14 protein-coding genes are annotated in these 18282 nt (G+C 71.1%); 4 read left to right on the forward strand and 10 right to left on the reverse strand.

Translation table 11 applies throughout. The annotated features are described in order from the left end of the window. Positions 1-171: 171 nt before the first annotated feature. From xth to Q9R47_RS21700, 7 genes are all read right to left on the reverse strand, one after another. Positions 172-951 carry an exodeoxyribonuclease III gene (gene xth / locus Q9R47_RS21670; RefSeq protein WP_311235185.1) on the reverse strand — a complete coding sequence of 260 codons (780 nt, stop codon included), beginning with the start codon at positions 949-951 and terminating at the stop codon, positions 172-174. Between the two features lie 114 nt (positions 952-1065). Then, positions 1066-1431 (reverse strand): response regulator, encoded by a 366-nt coding sequence (locus Q9R47_RS21675; RefSeq protein ID WP_013595419.1) that lies wholly within the window; start codon positions 1429-1431, stop codon positions 1066-1068. Positions 1432-1494: 63 nt separating this feature from the next. Beyond that, the gene (locus tag Q9R47_RS21680) at positions 1495-2481 is read right to left on the reverse strand and encodes a chemotaxis protein CheX (protein WP_311235186.1); all 987 of its coding nucleotides are present in this window, start codon (positions 2479-2481) and stop codon (positions 1495-1497) included. 18 nt (positions 2482-2499) lie between these two features. Next, positions 2500-3090: a hypothetical protein gene (locus Q9R47_RS21685; protein WP_311235187.1), complete on the reverse strand. Its 591-nt coding sequence runs from the start codon at positions 3088-3090 to the stop codon at positions 2500-2502. Further along, the gene (locus tag Q9R47_RS21690; RefSeq protein WP_311235188.1) at positions 3087-3866 is read right to left on the reverse strand and encodes a methyl-accepting chemotaxis protein; all 780 of its coding nucleotides are present in this window, start codon (positions 3864-3866) and stop codon (positions 3087-3089) included. The genes Q9R47_RS21685 and Q9R47_RS21690 overlap by 4 nt, the downstream gene beginning before the upstream one ends. Before the next feature lie 20 nt (positions 3867-3886). Further along, the gene (locus Q9R47_RS21695) at positions 3887-6223 is read right to left on the reverse strand and encodes an ATP-binding protein (RefSeq protein ID WP_311235189.1); all 2337 of its coding nucleotides are present in this window, start codon (positions 6221-6223) and stop codon (positions 3887-3889) included. 125 nt (positions 6224-6348) lie between these two features. Next, positions 6349-7098, reverse strand: a complete 750-nt coding sequence (locus Q9R47_RS21700; RefSeq protein ID WP_311235190.1) for an SDR family oxidoreductase — start codon at positions 7096-7098, stop codon at positions 6349-6351. A 164-nt stretch (positions 7099-7262) separates the two neighbouring features. Here Q9R47_RS21700 and Q9R47_RS21705 point away from each other — a divergent pair, with 164 nt between their 5' ends. After that, positions 7263-8162: a LysR family transcriptional regulator gene (locus Q9R47_RS21705; protein WP_311235191.1), complete on the forward strand. Its 900-nt coding sequence runs from the start codon at positions 7263-7265 to the stop codon at positions 8160-8162. Positions 8163-8189: 27 nt separating this feature from the next. On the opposite strand, the gene treF is transcribed toward Q9R47_RS21705, so the two are convergent. From treF to Q9R47_RS21720, 3 genes are all read right to left on the reverse strand, one after another. After that, the gene (gene treF / locus Q9R47_RS21710; RefSeq protein ID WP_311235200.1) at positions 8190-9971 is read right to left on the reverse strand and encodes an alpha,alpha-trehalase TreF; all 1782 of its coding nucleotides are present in this window, start codon (positions 9969-9971) and stop codon (positions 8190-8192) included. 173 nt (positions 9972-10144) lie between these two features. Beyond that, on the reverse strand, positions 10145-10597 hold the full coding sequence (locus tag Q9R47_RS21715; protein WP_311235192.1) for a CBS domain-containing protein: 453 nt from the start codon (positions 10595-10597) through the stop codon (positions 10145-10147). An 81-nt stretch (positions 10598-10678) separates the two neighbouring features. After that, positions 10679-12331 (reverse strand): methyl-accepting chemotaxis protein, encoded by a 1653-nt coding sequence (locus Q9R47_RS21720; protein ID WP_311235193.1) that lies wholly within the window; start codon positions 12329-12331, stop codon positions 10679-10681. 471 nt (positions 12332-12802) lie between these two features. On the opposite strand from Q9R47_RS21720, the gene Q9R47_RS21725 reads away from it, so the two are divergent. The 3 genes from Q9R47_RS21725 to Q9R47_RS21735 all read left to right on the forward strand — a co-directional run. Further along, entirely contained in the window at positions 12803-14110 is a 1308-nt protein-coding gene (locus tag Q9R47_RS21725; RefSeq protein WP_311235194.1) for an efflux RND transporter periplasmic adaptor subunit, read from the forward strand. Between the two features lie 9 nt (positions 14111-14119). After that, positions 14120-17272: an efflux RND transporter permease subunit gene (locus Q9R47_RS21730; RefSeq protein WP_311235195.1), complete on the forward strand. Its 3153-nt coding sequence runs from the start codon at positions 14120-14122 to the stop codon at positions 17270-17272. Between the two features lie 80 nt (positions 17273-17352). After that, a partial coding sequence (locus Q9R47_RS21735; protein WP_311235201.1) for a TolC family protein occupies positions 17353-18282 on the forward strand: 930 nt, incomplete at its 3' end.

The following is an 18282-nucleotide window of genomic DNA, read 5'->3' on the forward strand; positions in this document are numbered from 1 at the left end:
GGTGACCAGCGCCCGGGCGGCAACGGGCACGGCGGCTTAAGCTACCGCAGGGCATCTCCTGACCGTCATGGGTTCCAACAGCCAGCCCCTGGTCGCGCTGCGCCCCGGCCGCCGGACTGCCTGGGGTGCCCCGCTATTGCGGCGAGCCACGAGACGGCCCGGGAAGGCGATTCATCGTTCCGAGCCCAGCACCGCCCAGGCCGGCGCATGGTCGCTGGGCTGCGGCCTGCCCCGCACGTCCTTGTCCACGCCGGCGTCCTTCAAACGCTTTGCCGCTGCCGGGTTGAGCAGCAGATGGTCGATGCGCAGGCCGGAGTTGCGCTGCCAGCGCTGGCGCAGGTAGTCCCAGAAGGTGTAGATGGTCTCGTCGGGGTGCAGGGCACGCAGCGCGTCGGTCCAGCCGCTGTCCACCAGGGCGCGGAAGGCTTCGCGCACTTCCGGGCGGAACAGGGCGTCATCCACCCAGGCGTCAGGCTTGTAGACGTCGCGCTCGGTGGGGATGATGTTGAAGTCGCCCGCGATCACGACCGGCTCGGGGCGGGTGCGCAGCATCGCGGCGCGCCGGGCGAGGCGCTCCAGCCAGGCGAGCTTGTAGTCGAATTTCGGGCCCGGGGCCGGGTTGCCGTTGGGCAGGTAGAGGCAGGCGACGAGCACGCCGTCCACGGCGGCCTCCAGGTAGCGGCTCTGGGTGTCGGCCTCGTCGCCGGGCAGGCCGCGCTGTACCTCGATCGGATCGGTGCCGCGCGCGAGGATGGCCACGCCGTTCCAGGCCTTCTGGCCGTGCCAGAGCGCGCCGTAGCCGGCCTCGCGGATGGCCTCCGCCGGAAAGGCGTCGTCCATGCACTTGAGCTCCTGCAGGCAGGCGACGTCGGGGCGTGTTTCCTGCAGCCACTGGAGCAGCGCGGGCAGCCGCGCGCGGACGCTGTTGACGTTGAAGGTGGCGATTTTCATGGCGGGCGGGCGGGGCTCTTTCGGGGCCCCTAGCCTACGCCGTGCCTGCGCGATGGCGGTAGGCGAGCGCCCTGTTCTTTCGCCAGCCCTGCACGAAGCGGTGGAAAGGCGCTCTCAGGCCGCGAGCTTCTGGAACGACCCCAGCACCGCCGGCCCGTTGAACGGCTTCACGATCCAGCCCTTCACGCCCGCGGCCTTGCCGCGTTCCTTCATGGCGGGGGAGCTTTCGGTGGTGAGCATGACGATGTTCACGCGCTGGTTGCCGAGTTCGCTGCGCACGCGCTCGGCCATGGTGAGGCCGTCCATGTTGGGCATGTTGACGTCGCACACGATGAGTTTGATGCCGCTGTGCTGCTTGAGCTTGGCGAGCCCGTCGCGGCCGTCGACGGCCAGCGCGACCTGGAAGCCGTTGCTGCCCAGGAAGTTGCCCACTTCGCTGCGCACGGTGCTCGAATCATCGACGACAAGAACGTTGGCCATGGTGGAATGCTCCTCGAGAAAAACAGGGAAAGACAAAGGAAAGAGAAAGGGAAACGGCGCCGCTCAAAACAGCTCCAGCTCGCCCGATTCGACGAAGCCGCTCAGCAGCGTCTCGCTCTCGCGGTAGAGCTCGGGTGCCCAGCTCAGGCTGAAGGCGAAGCGCTGGTAGATCGTGACGGTGGTGCCTTCCGGGTCGTCCGGCGACCAGGCCTGGCACTTGAAGCAGAGCTGGGGGCTCTCGGTGCCGAAGCTGATGTAGCGGTGCAGGTGATTGACGATGATCGGCACCTGCACGCCGAAGGTGCCGCCCGCGCCTTCGGTGCCGTAGCGGTTGCGGAAGCCGCCCCAGATAAGGTTGGTGAGTTCGCCCAGCAGGGCGTTCAGGTTGCGGAAGTCCGCGCCGTCTTCCGCGGAGAACACCGTGTGCCCCGCGGAGACGACGCGGCGCAGCGATTCGGCATCGGTCTGCAGCGTCATGAAGCCGCGGCACCAGGGCGTTTCCATCGGGATCAGGGTGAACATCTCGCCATGGATGAGGCGGTCGCGCACCACGTAGGGCGGGTCCATGCGCACTTCCATGCCCTTGAACTGGCTGGCGAGGGCCGACTGCGTCATCTCGCCGAGTGCGCGCACCAGCGAGGTCGGGTAGACGCGGTCGAAAATCTTGCGGTCGAGTTCGCCGCGCAGCGCGCCGATGTCCGCCAGGGTGTAGGGCACGATGGAGGGCAGCGCGCCGGGATCGGGCAGCTCCACGCCGTCGGTGCGCAGGAAGAGCGGCAGTTCGGGACGCAGGCGGGCGATCTCGCGGGCGAGTTCGACGCCATCGCTGACGGCGCCCTGCAGCCGGCCGCCGACGAAGACCGCGCCGAGGTCGATGCGCGAGCGCAGCACGCCGGCCACGTTGAGGGGATGCACGCGGTGGCCCTGCAGGGCGTTGTCGCCGCAGAAGGCGCGGATGGCGTCGAGCACGGCGGCGTCGGTCTCTATGACCAGCACCTTGCTTTCCAGGGCGGCCGGCGCGGTGGCTTCGGAAGGGTCGCGGGTGTTCATGGGAGGGTCTTTCGTCGCTTAGAACATTTCGAGTTCGCCGGACTCCACCGCTTCCGGCTCGGGGCCGGCCCAGTGGAAGTCCAGGGGCGCATAGGCGCGCGCGCAGAGCGAGGCGTGCAGGGACAGGTCCGGCCGCACGTCCATGCGGAAATGCCGCACGTGCTCGAAGCCGGCGCGCGTGAAGTACGGCGCGCAGCGCGCGTCCAGGATCTGCGGGGTGGAGAGGCCCAGGAACGCCTGGAAGCCGCCCAGGTCGCGGTTGATGGCGCCGCTGCAGAGGTTGCCCATCTCGCAGACGCGGTCGAGGAACGCCTGGTCGCTGAAAGGACCGGCCCCCTGCCCGCTCATCTCCGCGACCCAGCCGCGCCATGCCGGGCCGTGGTCGAAGTGCAGCGCGGCGACGACGCGGAACGAGAACGAGGCGATGGAGAGCACCGCCATGTGCGTGGCGCCGTTGGCGGGCAGCGCATCCACGGGCTGCACGGCGACGGCGTCGCTGCGCACCACGCTCTGGCGCAGGGCGGAGACCATCATGCGGTCGAGGCTGCCCTGGGCCCGCGCGCTGATGAAGCCGGTCGCGAGGGTGGTGGAAGGGACCGGCGCCTTCATGCGGTCTCCAGCAGGCCGCCCTGCCCGCCGTCGCTGCCGCCGCCGCCGTCGAGGGTGGCCTGGATGCGGCGGTTCGCCAGTTCCAGGCCCATCGCGGCGTTGATGACCATCTTGCCGCCGGCCTGCATGTCCTGGAAGGTGGTGGTGGCGATCAGGTCGTTCTCGTAGAGGCTGGTGCGGTAGTCGCGCGAGAGCCGCTCGGCGCTGGCCGAGAGTTCGCGCATTTCCGTGGCGACCACGTCGAAGCCGCGCCCCGCGACGCCCGCGCGCGCCGCCTCGATCGAGGCGTTGAGCGCCACGATCACCATCTTGCGCACGATCTGCGAGAACGCGTCGTTCTTGTCGTGCAGGCTGCGGTTGTGCGCCACGAGGGTGCTCATGTCCGCATGCCAGCGCTCGAAGGTCTTGCCGATGCCCTGCAGCTCGCGCAGCGCCTCGGCCTGGGTGCGCGCGTGGTGCAGCGTGTTCTCGCCGAGCTGGAGGGCGCGCTGCTCGGAGTCCTGGCCGGTTTCTTCGAGCCGGCGCTGCCATTCGGCGGCGGCATCATCGAACTGCCGTTGCGCCTGGGCCAGTTCGGCCTCCAGCTGCGCGCAGCGTTCCTGCAGCGCCGTGGCGGCCTCGCGCGCGGCATCGCCGGCCTGCCGCACGGCCAGGGCCTGCGAGCGGGCGTGTTCCTCGCCGGCCCGGCGGCGCGCCGCGCGCCAGGCGGCGATCGCCAGGGCCGATCCGCCGCCCAGCAGGCAACCCGCCGCCAGCCACATCCATTCCTGCGACATCGCTTGCTCCCTGCCGCAGGTCAGGCCGCGACCGCGACGGCCCAGCGGGCCGGCACGCGCAACACGGTCTCGAACGGGGTGGCCGACGGCGGGGAGCCTTCGGCCAGCACCAGGGCGATGTCCCCGCCCAGCGACTCCACGAAGGCCCGGACGGCGTCCATGCCCACGCCGCGGCCGGACACGTCGGTCACCTGGCCGGCCGTGGAGAAGCCGGGAGCGAAGATCAGCTGCGCGGTCTCTGCGGGCGACAGCGCGGCGCCTTCGGCCAGCAGGCCCTGCGCACGCGCCTTGTCGCGGATGCGGTCCAGGTTCAGGCCGCGCCCGTCGTCGGCCAGGCGGATCTCCAGCCCGGATGCGCGGAGTGCGGTCGCGATGCGGATGCGGCCGGCCGGCGCCTTGCCCCGGGCCGTGCGGTCCGCCGCCGGCTCGATGCCGTGGTCGAGCGCGTTGCGCAGCAGGTGGACGAAGGCATTGCGCAGGGCTTCGGCGGCTTCGGGGCGCACGGCCACGGGGGTGTCTTCGTGCACCGCGACGTCGGGCGCTTCCTTGCCCAGGTCGTGGGCGAGTGCCGGTAGCGAGGCGGCGACACCGCCGATCACGTCGGCCAGCCCGGGCGCGTCGGCGTTCGCGAGTGCCTCGGCGACGCGCTCCAGTGCGGCGCGGTGGTCCGGCGTGCAGCCGGCGTCACCGGACAGCGCCGCGAGGCGCATGCGCAGGGCGTCGATGCGGGCGCGCGGGATGCGCACGGCCTCGGCTTCGCCAGCCGCGGGTGCCGCACCGCGGCCCAGCGTCTCGGTGTTCACACGGACATAGGCCGCCAGTGCCGCGGCCACCGCGCCGTGTTCGGACTGCAGCGCAGCGTCGTCCCAGGCCGACGGGTCGTCGCGCAGGTTGGCGTAGCGCTGCTCGGCCACGTGGGCGGCGTCGGCGATGCGCAGCAGGCCATAGGTGCGGGCATTGCCCTTGATCGTGTGCATGTGGCGGAACATCGCCGCGATCGCATCGGCGCGCGCATCGGGCCGGGCCGCGGCGGTGTCGAGCAGGGCACGGATGTCGCGCAGCAGGTGGTCCGCGCTGTCTGCGAACGCCTGGAACTTGTCGGGGTCGACGGCCAGCAGCTCGCCGACCATGTCCAGCTCTTCCTTGCGGGCCTGGGCATCGCGGGCCAGCGCACGCAGCTCGGTCACGTCGCGTAGGCTCAGCAGCAGGCGCTCCACGGTGCCGTCGGCGGCGGTGATGGGCGACCAGCCCAGCTCGACCACCTTCACGCGGTCGCCGTCGAAACGGACCTGCAGTTCCTGGGGCAGCAGGTGGGCGTTGAAGGAGAAGTTGAGTTCATCTTCGCCGATGCAGGCGTCGATCGCGGCCAGGGTCTGGGCCCGGGCGTCCGCGCTCAGGTCGGAGCGGTCGAACAGCAGCGCATCGAGCGCGCGGCCGGCGATGTGGTCCTCTTCCAGGATGCGCGTGAGGTGGTCGGAGTATTCCGGGTGGATGGTGCGGCCGGCCTGCAAGGTCAGGATGCCTTGCGGGATGGTGTGCAGCATGGCCTGGATGTCGGCCGTCTTGCGGCGCACCAGTTCGGAGCTTTCCTCGATCTTCGCCACCATCGCGTTGAACGCGGTGAGCGAGCGGCCGATCTCGTCCATGCGGGCGACGGGCACCCGGTGCGAGAAGTCCTGGCTGGTGGCGATCTCGGTCATCTTGAGCTCCATCTCGCGGATCGGGCGCACGATCTGGCGGTAGAGCATGGTGCCGGCGGCGGCCAAGCCGAGGATGGCGACGGCGGCCACGGCCAGCAGCGTGGTCGTGGTGTGTTCCAGCTGCGCGTTGAGGGAGCCGATGGCCTCGTCCTTGCTGCGGCGCTTCTCGACCTGGATCGCCTCGATCATCTGGCCCTGCTCGCGCAGGTACTGGTCGACCGTGGCGGCCATGAAGGCCTCGGCCGCTTCCTGCTGGCCCGCGAGCTTGAAGCGCGCGGTGTCGTCGATGGCCGCGAAGTAGTTCTCGAGGCTCATCGAGGCTTCCTTCACGAGGCCGCGCTGCGCGTCGCTGTCGGCCTCCTGCAGCTGCTTTTCGAGCGCCTTCTGCAGCACCGCCTTGCGCTCCACCAGCTGCTCGTGCAGCTTCTGGGCGGCGTCCTTGTCGCTGGCGGTCACCATGCCGAGCGCGGCCATCTGCACATCCTTGAGCTGGCCCATCAGCTCGACGGAATGGATGGCACTGGGCACCACGCCCTCCGTCACCCGCTTGACCTGGCGGGCGCCGTCGGCGGACTGGTAGAGCGCGAAGCCCCCGACGGAGCACAGGGCGAGGAAGGCGAGAACGATCAGCAGGGTGATGCGCAAACGGACGGTCATTGCAGTGGCGGTGCACGCGTGTAACAAGATGATTCAAGTATGGAATCACCATGTGGCGGGCAGATGACAAAGCCCGTGGGGCGCAACACCCGACACGGCACCGCGGGCTGCGCCGCCCCTCCCGCTCAGTGCGGGCTGGCCGTGGGGCGGATGACGATCTCGCTGGTGTCCACGTCGTCCGGCTGCGAGATGGCGAAGCGGATCGCGCGCGCGATGGCGTCGGCGCCGATGGCCACGCTGCGGAAGGCCTTCATCTCTTCGCGCCCCTGCGCGTCCGAGATGGTTTCCGCCAGTTCCGACTCGGTGACGCCCGGGCTGATCGTGGTGACGCGCAGGTCCGAATGTTCCTGGCGCAGCCCCTCGGAGATCGCCCAGACGGCGTACTTGGTGGCGCAGTAGACGGCGGCCGTGGGCGAGACCGCGTGCGCGCCGATCGAGGCCACGTTCACCACGTGGCCCGAGCGCTGCGCCTGCATGGTGGGCAGCACCGCGGCGATGCCGTGCAGCACGCCCCGGATGTTGACGTCGATCATGCGGTCCCATTCGTCCACCCGCAGCGAGGCGATCGGCGACAGCGGCATCACGCCCGCGTTGTTGACGATCACGTCGATGCGGCCGAAGCGCGCGACCGCATGGGCGGCGAAGGCTTCGGCGTCGGCGCGGCGGGTCACGTCGAGCGCGCGGGCCTCGGCGATGCCGCCGCGCGCGGTGGTGTCGGCCACGATGCGTTCGAGCCGGTCGGTGCGGCGCGCGCCGAGGAGCACCGTCGCACCGCTGGCGGCGAGCAGCCGCGCCGTGGCTTCGCCGATGCCGCTGCTGGCGCCGGTGATGAGAACGACTTTGGAAAGGTGGTTGCCTTGGTGGCTGTCTTGCATGGGAAGTCCCTTTTCGAGCGGTGAAAGATGGCGGACGAAGCCGCTTGCGGGGGCCACGGGCTCCGCGTGGAAGCACCGTTCGCGGCCCTGCAGGGAATCTAGGAACACGGCCTGGCCGGCGGTACTCCCCGATCGCTGACCGGGGTGTTTAGAATTTTTTGCCAATGCCCGCCGATCTCAACCTGCTGCGCTTCTTCCTGGCCGTCGCGAAAGAACAGAACTTCCGCGCGGCGGCCGACCACCTGGGCGTGACGCGCTCGGCCGTGAGCCAGGGCATCCGGCGGCTGGAGGACGGCCTGGGAATCGCGCTGGTGCAGCGCTCGACGCGCCACGTGCGCCTGACGGAAGCCGGCGAACGGCTGCACCGGCAGATCGCCGGCCCGCTGTCGACCGTGGGCGCGGCGCTGGAGGAAGTCGCGGAGGATGGCCCGGCGCGCGGCCTGCTGCGGGTGGCCGCCACCTCGATCGCCGAGCGGTTCCTGTCGGGCCCGCTGATCGCTTCGTTCGTGCAGGCGCACCCGGGCGTGACGCTGGACGTCACGGTCACGGACGAGGAATCGGACATCGTCGCGGCCGGCTTCGATGCCGGCGTGCGGCTGGGCGAGGTCATCGAGCAGGACATGGTGGCCGTGCCGCTCACCGGGCCGCAGCGCCAGATGGTGGTCGCCACGCCGGAGTACCTGGCGGCGCACGGCCGGCCGCAGCACCCGCGCGACCTGCTCGCGCATGCCTGCATCGGCTGGCGCCCCGCTCCCGGCGTGGCCCCCTACCGCTGGGAGTTCCGCGACGACGGCCGCGACTTCGATCTGGCGGTGGAGCCGCGCATCACCACCAACGACATGCTGCTGATGATCCGCACCGCGCTGGCGGGCGCCGGCATCACCATCGGCATGGAGGAAACCTTCGCGCCCTACGTCGCGCGCGGCGAACTGGCGCCGGTGCTGGAGGATTTCCTGCCGCGATTTCCCGGCTTCTTCCTGTACTTCCCGAGCCGCCGGAACCCGCCGCGCAAGCTGCGGGCCCTGGTGGAGCACGTGCGGGCCTGGCAGGACCGGGCCGGCTGATCCGCACGGCCGGTCACCCCGCGGGCATCAGCCCTTCCACGCCGGATCGTCCAGCCAGCCGCGCACCACGCCGTTGGTCCAGCCGAAGCCGTCCTGCAGCGGGTATTCGCCGCCGTCGCCCCCCGCGGACGCCTCGCCGTCGCCCTCACCGAGCGCGTACTTCTCCACGAGCCGGCCCTCCTGGTCGTACACGTGGCGCACCGTGGCGAGCCAGCGCTCGCGGATGTCCTGCGCGAGTCGGCGGCAGATCTCGTCCTGGTCGCCGTAGCGCGCGAAGCCTTCCGCGCCCATCCACTGCAGGGGCGCCCAGCCGTTGGGCCGGTCCCACTGTTCGCCGCTCGCGATCTCGGTGGTGGCGAGGCCGCCGCGCACCAGCAGGCGCCGCCGGACCGTGGCGGCGAGCGCGCGCGCCTGCGCCAGGGTGGCGGTGCCGGTGAAGAGCGGCGCCACCGTCGCGCCGTTGAGGGCCGGCCGGGGCACGCGGTTCCCCCAGTCGTAGTCGAGGAAGGCGCCGGCCTCGTCGTTCCAGAGGAAGCGGGTGATCGCCTCGGCGCGGCGCGCGGCGCGGCCGTCGAACTCCCCGGCGGTGGCGGTATCGCCCGATTCGCGGCTGAGGCGCGCGATCATCGTCTCGCTCGCATGCAGCAGCGCGTTCAAATCCACCGGCAGGATGCGCGTGGTGCAGATGCCCGCGAGGCAGGCGGTGCGGGTGGCCGCAGCGTTCAGGTCGTCGAGCCAGCGCGAGCTGAAATCCCAGCCCGACTCAGCGGCGGCCCGCAGATTGCGGAACACTTCCGAAGCTGGGCGGGTGCAGGCGGCGGCGGTCTCCATGTCTTCGCGCCACGATTCTTCCCGCGGGGTGTCGCGGTCGTCCCAGTAGCGGTTGAGCACGTGGCCCCCCGGCAGTCCCACAACGCGGCGGTGGACGCCGCCATCGGCCAAGCCATCGGCGCCGTCCATCCAGAACGCGTATTCGCGCAGCATCTGCGGGAGGTAGCGGAGCGCGCCCTGCCCGCGGGTGGATTCGCACAGGTCCGCCATCAGCGCGAACACCGGCGGCTGCGACCGGCTCAGGTAGTAGGTGCGGGTGCCGTTGGGCACGTGGCCGTAGGTGTCGATCAGGTAGGCGAAGTTGTCCGTCATCGCATGCAGCAGCCGCGGGCGGTCGCTCGGCACCAGGCCCAGCATGGTGAAGTAGGAATCCCAGTAGTACATCTCCACGAACCGCCCTCCGGGCACCACATAGGCATGCGGCAATTCCAGCAGCGATCCGCGGTGCGGATGGTGGGCGGGGTGGCGCGCCAATTCGTCCCACAGCGCATCGATGTGCGCGGCCAGCGGCAGGCCCGGGGGCGCGGTGGCGCGCTCGCAGGCGCTGCGCGGCGGCGCGAAGTGCCGGTGCACGAAGGCGGCGAGGTCGAACCCGGGCCGGCCCTGCTCGGCGCGGTAGGCGCCGAGGATCTCCTCGGGCGGCATGAGCGGCGCGCAGTCCACGAAGGTCTTCGAATCCTCGAAGACGCGCTGGCGCTGCACTTCCACGAACAGTTCCTGGTACCGGTCGGCGGGCGAGCGCGTGTCCGGCTGGGGGACGCTGCGGGCCGCCGCCTCGCGCGCCGAGGGCGATGCATCGATCGGGCCGGCGCCCTCGATGGGCGGCTTGGTTCCGTCCGCCGCGCCGGCCGTGCGGAGCGCGTGCGGCAAAGGGGCGGGCCCGGGCTGGGGAGGGCTGTCGAGGGAAGATGGCTGGGCGGACATGCGTGCGTGGCGGCAGGGGGAGGATGGCCGGCCATGGCACGCTCGCCGGAGCATCGGCCATGGGGCGGTCATGGGAACCGGCCGTCCAGCAGGTACGGCCGAGCATGTCCCATTGGACACCACCGCGCATGGCCGGGCGCGTCGCCAACGCCCCGCCGCCGCGTCGGACACGCCCTACCCGGCCGTACCGGCCCGACCCGAGCGCCCGTCTCCCGCGCGGGGGGCGATCAGGCCGGCCGCGTACCACCGCCGATGATGTACTGCTCCATCTGCTCGATGAGGAACTGCTGCTCCGAGATCACGTCCTTCACCAGATCGCCGATCGAGATCAGGCCGGCGAGCGTGCCGTCCTCCTGCACCACGGGCAGGTGGCGCAGCCGGTTCTCGCTCATGAGCGCGAGGCACTGGCCGCTCGTCTGGGCGGGCCGCACGAATCGCACGGCGCTGGTCATCACCTCCGACACGCGCGTCTCGCCCGAGGTGCGGCCCAGCAGCGCCACCTTGCGCGCGTAGTCGCGTTCAGTGACGATGCCGGCGATGCGGCCCTCTTCCAGCACGAGCAGCGCGCCGATGCCCTTGTCGGCCATCAGGCGCAGGGCGTCGAGCATCGAGTCCGAGGGCGCGACGGAGTAGACGCCCTGGTGGGCCTTGGATTTGAGGATGTCTGCAACTGCGGTCATGGAAACCTCCCGGTGCTGAGGGGCGAACGGCCCTCGGCCCCAGTGTGCAGCCTCGCCGGGTGAACTGCAACGGGGCCGTTCTCAGCGCGGCGCGGGCAGCGCGGCCGCGCCGCCCCGGCCGGCCCTGGCCGCCTTGCGCAGGGCCACCGCGTCGGGTGCCGAGGTGCGGGCGCCCCGTTCCAGGCGGAACACCTGCACCGACTCCGACACGGTCTGGGCCTGGCGCTCCAGTTCCATGGCGAGGGCGGCGCTCTCCTCGACCAGCGCGGCGTTCTGCTGGGTGATGGTGTCCAGCTGGGCGACCGCGGCGTTCACCTGCGAGATGCCCGACAGCTGCTCGGTCGAGGCGCCGTGGATCTCGGCGATGAACACGCCCACGCGGCGCACGAGGTCGAGCGATTCCTGCATGGTCCGCCGCGCACCGTCCGTGCGGTCGTGGCCTTCGCGCACCCGTGCGGCGGACTCTTCGATGAGCTGGCGGATCTCCCGCGCGGCGGCCTGGGTGCGCTGCGACAGGCTGCGCACCTCGGCGGCCACCACGGCGAAGCCCCGGCCGTGCTCGCCCGCGCGCGCCGCCTCCACGGCCGCGTTCAGCGCGAGGATGTTGGTCTGGAAGGCGATGGAGTCGATCAGCCCGGTGATCTCGCCGATGCGGCCGGACGAGGTCTGGATCTCCCGCATGGTCACGGCCACCTCGTCCACGGCGCCGCTGGTGCGCTCGGCCACGCCGGTCGCCTGCTGCGCGAGTTCGCTCGCCTGGCGCGCGGAGTCGGCCGTCTGCTTCACCGTGCCGGTGATCTCCTCCATCGAGGCGGCCGTCTGCTGCAGGTTGCTCGCCTGGCTCTCGGTACGCGAGGACAGGTCCTGGTTGCCCTGGGCGATCTCGCGGCTCGACAGGCGCATCTTGTCGCTCTCCTGCCGGGCGTCGCGCACGATCGACAGCAGGTTCACGTTGAGCTGCGCCAGCGCCCGCTGCAATTCCCCGGTCAGGCCCGTCCGCGTCACCGCCATGCTCTGCGTGAGATCGCCGGCGGCCATGCGGTTGGCGGCGCCCACCATCTGGGCGAGCGGCAGCACCGCGGCGCGGCGCACGTAGGCGAAGCCGCCGACGGCCACCGCCGTGACGGCCAGCCAGGCCAGCGCGGCGGGCATGCCCTCTTGCGGGCCCACCCAGGCCGCGAGCGCGGCGGCCACCCACAGGGCGGCGAACGCCAGCGCCACGCGGCCGGACAGGCCGATGTCCAGCGCCTGCGCGATGCGCCCCGAGAGCGTCCGGCGCACCAGCCGGCCGCGCTGCAGCGCATGCACCGTGCGGCCGGCCTGCTTCTCGGCGCGCATGCGGGCATAGAGCGCTTCCGCCGCCGCGATCTGTTCGCGCGACGCCTCGGTGCGCACCGACATGTAGCCCACCGGCCGGCCCTCTTCCATGAGCGGCGTCACGTTCGCCATGACCCAGTAGTAATCGCCGTTCTTGCGGCGGTTCTTGACGGCGGCGGACCACGGCCAGCCGGACGCGATGGTTTCCCACATGTCGCGGAACGCCTCTTCCGGCATCTCCGGATGGCGGATCATGTTGTGCGGCTGGCCCAGCAGTTCCACGCGTTCGTAGCCGCTGACTTCGACGAACATCGGGTTGCAGTAGAGGATGCGTCCCTGCAGATCGGTGGTGGACACCAGGGTCTCGCCGCGCGGGAAGGGGTATTCCTGGTTGGTGACGGGAAGGTTGACGCGCATGGGATCTCCTCGCTGTGGGGTGTCTTGTCGGAATGTGCGGCCCTGGGCGATTCCAGCCGGTCACCCTGCAAATATGACCGAAATGCGACAAAATTGATGCAGTTGGATACAACCGGTCCATAGCACGAACCGAGGCGTGGGACGCAAAAGGTAATTTCCCCATCCGATGTCGCGCCGGTGTCCTACACCGCAAGTCATTGTTGCATCGGAATTTTTTCACGGAAAGGTGAAGAGGTTGCCGCACGGCGGAACGCACGGTCACGTGACGACGGAATTCGGAATTCAACGACGTCGCAGCCACTGTCGCGCCGCCTCCGCTGCGCAAGTCTGGTGCAGGCGTTCCGCGCTGTGCGCGTGAAGACGTGCGCGTGCCACCGGCGCCGAAATGGAACGTGGCGGCGACGAGGCCCGTACTTCACAAGCCGTTTTCATTCGGCGGCGAGAATGGCCGGCTCCCCCGCAGCGCCCGCCATGAATTCCACGCCCCACCGCACCGCCCGCCCCGCTCCCGCGTCTGCCGCTCCCGACGTCCTTCACCCGCCCGCGCTGCCGCACGCCGCTCCCGCCGCCCGAGGCGCGCGCGCCCTGTGGCTCGCGCTGGGCCTGGCCCTGGCCGGCTGCTCGGACAAGGCCCCGCCGCCGGCGCCGCGCGGCCCGGTGGAGGTGGGCGTGGTCACGGTGCAGCCGGAACGCCAGTCGGTGACCACCGAGCTGCCCGGCCGCACCAGCGCGCACCTCGTGGCCGAGATCCGGCCGCAGGTGGGGGGCATCGTGCAGAAGCGGCTGTTCACCGAAGGGGCGGACGTGAAGGCCGGCCAGGTGCTCTACCAGCTCGACCCGGCCCCGTTCGAAGCCGCGCTCGCCAGTGCCGAGGCGTCGCTCGCCCGCGCCCAGGCCACGGCCGGCTCCGCGGAATCGAACGCACGGCGCAATGCCGAGCTGGCGAAGATCGAGGCGGTGAGCCGGCAGGTGTCCGACGACAGCCAGGCCGCGGCCCAGCAGGCGCGGTCGGACGTGGCCGTGGCGCGCGCCTCGGTCGAGACCGCCCGCATCAACCTGGGCTATGCGCGCATCCGCGCACCGATCTCGGGCCGCACGGCGATCTCCACCGTCACGCCCGGCGCGCTGGTCACCGCCAACCAGACCACCGCGCTCACGACCATCTCGCAGCTCGATCCGCTCTACGTGGACGTCACCCAGTCGAGCACGGAGGTGCTGCGCTGGAAGACCGACCTCGCGCAGGGCCGGTTGCAGCGCGCGGGCGAAGGCCAGGCGCGCATGCGGCTCAAGCTGGAGGACGGCAGCACCTACGCCCACCCGGGCCGGCTGCAGTTCAGCGGCGTCACCGTGAACCCGACCACCGGCGCCGTGACGCTGCGCGGCGTGGTGCCCAACCCGGACGGGCTGCTGCTGCCCGGCATGTACGTGCGCGCGGCGCTGGAGACCGGCATGAACGAGCAGGCCCTGCTCGTGCCCCAGCAGGGGGTGACGCGCGACGCGGCCGGCAATGCCAGCGTGCTGGTCGCCAACGCGCAGGACAAGGTGGAGCGCCGCAACATCGAAGTGGGCGCGGCCGTGGGCAACCGCTGGGTGGCGATGGCGGGCGTGACCGCGGGCGACCGCGTCATCGTGGACGGCCTGCAGCGCATCCAGCCGGGCGACACGGTGAAGGCGGTCGAGGTGAAGAGCCCGCCGCAAGGGGCCACGCCCGCGCAGGGCGCTTCGGCACCGGCATCGGCTCCCGGTGCGGCGGGCAGCGCTCCCGCGGCCTCGCGCTGAGGACGCGCCATGGCCCAGTTCTTCATCAACCGGCCCATCTTCGCGTGGGTCATCGCCATCGTCATCATGCTCGCGGGCGCGATGTCGATCCGCAGCCTGCCGCTGGAGCAGTACCCCGACATCGCGCCGCCGCGCGTCTCCATCAGCGCCACCTACACGGGCGCATCGGCCAAGACGGTGGAGGAATCGGTCACGCAGGTGATCGAGCAGCAGCTCAAGGGCCTGGACAACCTCATCTACATGGGCTCGACCAGCGACGCCTCGGGCAGCTCGCGCACCACCCTCACCTTCAATGCCGGCACCAACATCGACGTGGCGCAGGTGCAGGTGCAGAACAAGCTGCAGCAGGCCATGTCGCGCCTGCCGCCCGCCGTGCAGAGCCGCGGCGTGACGGTGACGAAGGGTGGCAACGACTACCTGATGATCGTCACCTTCACCTCGCCCGATCCGTCGGTCACGCAAGTGGACATCGGCGACTACATCTCCAGCAACCTGGTGGACGTGATCAGCCGCATCGACGGCGTGGGCGACGTGGCGACCCTGGGCACGCCCTACGCGATGCGCGTCTGGATGGACCCGGCCAAGCTCGAAAAGTACGCGCTCATGCCCTCCGACGTGGGCGGCGCGATCAACGCGCAGAACGCGCAGGTCTCGGCCGGGCAGCTCGGCGCCCTGCCCGCCGTGGGCGGCCAGCAGCTCAATGCCACCATCACCGCGCGCAGCAAGCTGCAGAGCCGGGAAGAGTTCGAGAACATCGTGCTCAAGGTGGCCACCGACGGCTCGGTGGTGCGCCTGAAGGACGTGGCGCGCATCGAGCTGGGCGCGGAGAACCTCACCATCACCTCGCGCCTCAACGGCCGGCCCGGCGCGGGCATGGGCGTGGTGCTGGCCGACGGCGCCAACGCCATGGCGGTGGCCGAGGCGGTGAACGCCAAGATCGCCGAGCTGCAGCCGTTCTTCCCCTACCAGCTCAAGCCGTTCACGAGCTACGACACCACGCCCTTCGTCGAGGCCTCCATCGACGAAGTGGTGAAGGCGCTGGCCGAGGCCATGGTGCTGGTGGTGCTGGTGATGTACCTCTTCCTGCAGAACTTCCGCGCCACGCTGATCCCGGCGATCGCCGTGCCGGTGGTGCTGCTGGGCACCTTCGCGGTGCTCTCGGCCGCGGGGTATTCGATCAATACGCTCACCATGTTCGGCATGGTGCTGGCGATCGGGCTGCTGGTGGACGATGCGATCGTGGTGGTGGAGAACGTCGAGCGCGTGATGAGCGAGGAAGGGCTGCCGCCGAAGGAGGCCACCCGCAAGTCGATGGCGGAGATCACGCCGGCCCTGGTGGGCATCGCGCTCACGCTGTCGGCGGTGTTCATCCCGATGGCGTTCTTCGGCGGTTCCACCGGCGTGATCTACCGGCAGTTCTCGATCACCGTGGTCTCGGCGATGGTGCTGTCGGTGCTGGTGGCGCTCACGCTCACGCCGGCGCTCTGCGCCACGCTGCTCAAACCCATTCCGAAGGGCGCGCACAGCCCGCACGGCGGCGCGCCGCGGCGCGGCCCGCTGGGCTGGATGGACCGCTTCTTCACGGGCTTCAACCACCGCTTCGACCGCACGGCCGACGGCTACCAGCGCGGCGTGGGCCGCATCGTGCGCCGCGGCGGCCGCATGATGGTGATCTACCTGCTGATCGTGGGCGGCATGGCGGTGCTGTTCATGCGCCTGCCCACCTCCTTCCTGCCCAACGAGGACCAGGGGGCCGTACAGGTGCAGATCACCCTGCCCGCGGGCTCGTCCAACACGCGGCTGCAGGCGGTGATGGCCGAAGTGCAGAAATACTTCGCCGAGCAGCCCGACGTGGTGAGCTTCAACTCCATCACCGGGGCCAACGGCGACCAGAGTTCCGCGCGCGGCTTCGTGCGCCTCAAGGACTGGAGCGAACGCACGGGCGCCGGGCAGAGCGCCGACGCGATCGCGCGCAAGGCCACGCGGGATCTGCGCAGGATCCGCGACGCACGCATCTTCGTGGTGCTGCCGCCGGCCGTGCGCGGCCTGGGCGCCAACGCGGGCTTCAACTTCCAGCTCAAGGACCTGAACGGGCTGGGCCACGCGGCGCTGGTAGCCGCGCGGGACAAGGTGCTGAAGCTCGCCGCCGGGCGGCCCGAACTCTCGAACGTGCGCAGCAACAACCCCGACGACACCGCGCAGTTGGGCGTAGCCATCGACGACGCCAAGGCCGGCGCGCTGGGCCTGGCCACGGCCGACATCAACAGCACGCTCTCGAGCGCGATCGGCGGCACCTACGTGAACGACTTCCTCAACAAGGGCCGCGTCAAGCGCGTGTACATGCAGGGCGACGCGCCCTTCCGCATGCTGCCGCAGGACATCGGCCCCTGGACGGTGCGCAACAACCAGGGCCAGATGGTGCCGTTCACCGCGTTCTCCTCCACCAGCTGGACGTACGGATCGCCCCAGCTGCAGCGCTACAACGGCAGCCCCAGCTACGAGTTCGTGGGCGACGCGGCCACCGGCGTGAGCTCCGGCGCGGCCATGGCGGCGGTGGACGAGATCATGAAGGAGATGCCGCCCGGCATCGGCTACGAGTGGACGGGCGCCTCCTACCAGGAGCGGCTCTCGGGCTCGCAGGCGCCGCTGCTCTATGCGATCTCCATCCTGTTCGTGTTCCTGTGCCTGGCCGCGCTCTACGAGAGCTGGTCGGTGCCGTTCTCGGTGATCCTGGTGGTGCCGCTGGGCATCGTGGGCGCGCTGCTGGGCATCGGCATCCGGGGGCTGTCGAACGACGTGTACTTCCAGGTGGGACTGCTCACCACCGTGGGGCTGGCCTCGAAGAACGCGATCCTGATCGTGGAATTCGCGACCCAGCTGCAGGCGGCCGGGCGCAGCGTGATCGACGCCACGCTCGAAGCCGTGCGGCTGCGGCTGCGGCCCATCCTGATGACCTCGCTGGCCTTCGGCTTCGGCGTGCTGCCGCTCGCGATCGGCACGGGCGCCGGCGCGGGCGGGCGCCAGGCGATCGGCACCGCCGTGCTGGGCGGCATGGTGTCGGCCACGGTGCTGGGCATCTTCTTCGTGCCGGTGTTCTTCGTGCTGATCCGCGGCTTCTTCGCGGGCCGTGCGTCCCGTACTGCCTCAGGAGCCTCCGCATGATGCGCCGCGACCTTTTTTCGCCGACCCGTTCCGCCGGCACGCCTGCGCCGTACGTGCGCCCCGCCGCCACCGCCCTCGCCATGGCGGCCGCCCTGCTCGCCGCGGGCTGCGCCAGCCTGGCGCCGCCCTACCAGGCCCCCGCGCTGCCGGTGCCCGCCACGCTGGACGGCACGGCGGCGGTATCGGACGCGGCAACGGCGCAATCCGCGGATGCGCACGCGCCCGGCTCCGGCATCGGTATCGGCGACGAGCCCTGGGAATCGTTCATCACCGAACCCCGGCTGCGCGGCGTGATCGCCCAGTCCCTCGAGGCCAACCGCGACCTGCGCGTGGCGGCGCTCGCCATCGAGCGTGCCCGGGCCCAGTACGGCGTGAGCCGCGCCGACCTGTTCCCCACCGTGGCCGCCACGGGGGCGGGCAGCCGCAGCCGCACGGCCGACGACCTCACCGCCGCGGGCCGCGCCAACACGGGCGGCCAGTACAACGCGCAGATCGGCTTCGCGAGCTACGAGATCGACTTCTTCGGCCGGGTGCGCAATCTGAACGACGCCGCGCTGCAGGAGTTCCTGCGCGTGGGCGAGAACGCGCGCAGCGTGCGCCTGTCCCTGATCGCCGACGTGGCCGGCGCCTGGCTCACGCTCGATGCCGACGCGCGCCGCCTGCTGCTCGCGCGCGAAACCCTGCGCACGCGGGAGCAGTCGCTGTCCCTGGCCCGGCAGAGCTATGAGCGCGGGGCGACCTCGGGCCTCGCCTTCGCCCAGACGCAGACCACCGTGGACACCGCCCGCGCCGACGCCGCCGCGGCCGCCGCCCAGCTCGCGCGGGACCGCAATGCGCTGCAGCTGCTCGCCGGCGGCCCCGTGGCCGACGCGCTGCTGCCGCCAAGCGCGGTGGAAGCCTTCGCGCTGCCGCCGCAGAACGCGGCGGCGAATGGCACGGGCGGCGTGCCGGCCCAGACGGCCCCCGGCGCAGGCCCGGCTTCGGCCCCGGGACCGGTTTCTGCATCGGCA

The sequence above is a fragment of the Acidovorax sp. PRC11 genome (genome assembly GCF_031844105.1).
Taxonomy (GTDB): Bacteria; Pseudomonadota; Gammaproteobacteria; order Burkholderiales; family Burkholderiaceae_C; genus Paracidovorax.